At 65.5% G+C, this 2,699-nt stretch carries 2 protein-coding genes; both read left to right on the top strand.

All coding sequences use genetic code 11. From position 1 onward, the window contains the following. Nucleotides 1-455: 455 nt before the first annotated feature. On the top strand, nt 456-890 hold the full coding sequence (locus tag AB0G13_RS34495; RefSeq protein WP_357883837.1) for a DUF6228 family protein: 435 nt from the start codon (nt 456-458) through the stop codon (nt 888-890). A 537-nt stretch (nt 891-1,427) separates the two neighbouring features. Then, entirely contained in the window at nt 1,428-1,766 is a 339-nt protein-coding gene (locus tag AB0G13_RS34490; protein WP_357883835.1) for a hypothetical protein, read from the top strand. The last annotated feature ends 933 nt before the right edge of the window (nt 1,767-2,699 follow it).

Below are 2,699 nucleotides of genomic sequence, written 5' to 3'. Positions count from 1 at the left end.
CGGCCGCCTGCCGCCGCACCGCCTCACGCTTCGCCCGCCCCCGGGCGGACAACCCACCTCCATCGGGATACCTCATCCCATCGACCTACCCCAGCACACGCCCATCACACAGACCACATCGGACGAACCTGGCCATTCAAGATCTGTAGCGACTCTGTACGCCCGTCGACTCATGCCACGTGGTGGCACCAATCGACACGCAGCCCTGATGAGGGCCCTGCGACGGGACGTGATGCCGCGAGCGAGGCGTGGCAGGTAACAGTCCGCATCTAGTCCGCAAGAGGTCGGCGGACAGCGGGGGAGCAGTGTGAGATGCCGAGAGGTGTTTCCGCTGCTAGACCATCATGTGACCAGGTCGGCGGGGCGGCCAGTTTGATCTCATAATCCCTCGGTCGCCGTGCCGTTGGAAACACGGAGGCCATGACCCCCGGCGAGTGTGCATACTGCGAGCCACTATGAGCGAAGCGTTCGTCTTGCAGCCCTTCAGCGGCCAACGGTGGATTGTCCATCCCCCGCAAGATCCGTACGGTGACGGCTACGTCTATACCATCGCGACGGAGCTGCACGACGACGGCCTGACCGCGTCGACGGTCGCCAAGATCGACGGACAATTCTTCGACCTTGATGCGACCCTGTCCGGCTTTGTGCAGGGGCTCGCGGCTGACTGGCAAGGTTGGAACGGCGTCCGCACCTGGACGTCTTGGGAGCGCGAGCTTGCAATCGATGCTCGGCACGACGGCCGAGGTTGCGTCTCGCTCGGTGTAACTCTCCGGGCTCCCGGCCTCGACCTAGACGACACGGCTTGGTCCGCCAGAGCAGTCTTCGTCCTCGAAGCCGGTGAGGAGATGACCCGCTGTGCTGCTGATCTCAGCCACTTCCTCCGTTCGTAGCCACCATGCCGACCACGTGCCATTAGCGTGCCATTGGCGGAGGCGAACCAGTGGTAAGCCAGGCCACCGAGGACCGGAGAGACTAGGCTGCGGAGCCCTTGGCCAACCTCGCATTGACAATTCCCAAGCTGACAGTTGGGCTTGGCTGTACAACCATCCGTACAGCCAAGCCCGCCCACCGACGCCGACGTTGCCCGACAAAACGATCGCGAGGGCGGTTGGCCGCCGTCGAGGTCAGGGCGATCGCTGCCGCGCCGCTTCGCGGCTTGCCACCGGGTACCGGGGTCCAGGCGCGCGGAGAGCCGGCGACACGGAAAGCCGCCCGCGGCCCGAAGGCCGGGGGCTGTAAGCCGTAAGCCGCCGGACAACAGCGCACCCACCGCGCAGCCGTGCCAGTCATGTGCCAGTAGCCGGTGTCCCAGACGGTCAACAGCGGTCATGATCGGGCGCGACGGCACCCCCGCTGACCAGGCGTTCCGGACGGATCAGGTCAGCTAAGAACGATCTTCCAAACTGACGGTGCTCTAGGGTTCGGCCATGCCCGATGACCATAAGGACGCCCAGCTCTGGCAGCTCCGTCGAGGCGGGGAGGTCGTCGCCCAGATTCGCGTGCACGGTGTCGATCAGCCCTGGGTTGCAGGGCATTTTGAACCAGAACCGGGCTTTGCCGAGCTAGCGCCGCTCTTCCAGCGCGAGGTCGAGTTGGTGGACTCGACCGGCGACCTGGACGTTGACACGTGGGAGGCGGTCCAGGCTCAGATCTGCCGGACGGTCGCTTTGGTCAAGCCGGACGGCCAGGAGGTCGCCGACTTCATCCTTCACATTCGTGGCGGTGAGGCGTCGTTCCGGTGGAGTGACGAACCCCTCGACGAGTAGGACGCCGCTTGGCTGTACAGCCATCAGTACAGCCAAGCCGGCCGACACGGGCCGGGGGAGAGCTACACCGGCCGACGACTCGCGCAGGTCAGCGGTACCGACCGACGCCAGCCGACAGCAGTCTTGATCCTTGCAAGTCAGGGATAGCCGTCGCGCTCGCGGCCTGCCCTGCGGGCGGCCTCCGGCCGTCCTCGGGCGCCCGCAGCTCGTGCAGAGTACGTGCAATGATCTTGGCCCGGGGAGCCGGTAAGTAGCCGGCCCGCCCAGGTTGCGGCCACAGTGGTCACACCGCCGCTGTCGCCTTCCTAAACCGCGTGCTGAGGTCGTCGAGCGTGTCAGCGTCCCGGGGACCAAGTGGGGACCACACGACCTGCGCGATGGTGCGCGGCACGACGTCGACCGCACGGCCTGATCTTGGGGATAGCGTGTGTGACGTGCGGGAACGCTTACCAAATCGTCCTGGGGGTCAAGGGGTCGTCGGTTCGAATCCGGCCGTCCCGACCGGTTGACCTGAGGAGATGAAGATCTTCTCGGGTAACGGCGGTAACATCCGGTAACGGATGATCTTTGTTGGCGGTACCGGGCACGGACCGTCGGCCGTTGGGCTGTTGGCTGTGGAACGCTCTGACCTGCCGCTTCATCTGCATCCCGGATGAAGCGGCATTGTGGTCTCTTGATCCCGCGTCAAGCGCTCCAGATCTGCCAGCTGTCACTACGTCGGGTGTTTCGACGGTCCTGAATGGGAGGCAGGATCGCCGGCGCTCCCTGGTCCTGGTCTTCACGAGTTCGACCGGTGGACGGTGGAGCAACCTGTCATCGCGTCGGCGGAGAGGTCGGCGTCGGCCTGGCTCGGGCGGCTACCTCCTGAGCAGTTCGATGAGCGCGGTGTCGGCTTGGGCCAGGATCGGCGGTCCATGCAGCGGTGTGGCCAGG

Source organism: Micromonospora sp. NPDC023633 (assembly GCF_040640035.1).
Taxonomy (GTDB): Bacteria; Actinomycetota; Actinomycetes; order Mycobacteriales; family Micromonosporaceae; genus Micromonospora.
The sequence above is the reverse complement of the archived record's forward strand: the minus strand, read 5'-3'. Positions and strand labels throughout refer to the sequence as shown.

What these genes read in the sequence shown, in the direction of transcription:
- AB0G13_RS34490 (WP_357883835.1), top strand. Translation starts at nt 1,428, where the DNA reads ATGCCCGATGACCATAAGGACGCCCAGCTCTGGCAGCTCCGTCGAGGC.
- AB0G13_RS34495 (WP_357883837.1), top strand. Translation starts at nt 456, where the DNA reads ATGAGCGAAGCGTTCGTCTTGCAGCCCTTCAGCGGCCAACGGTGGATT.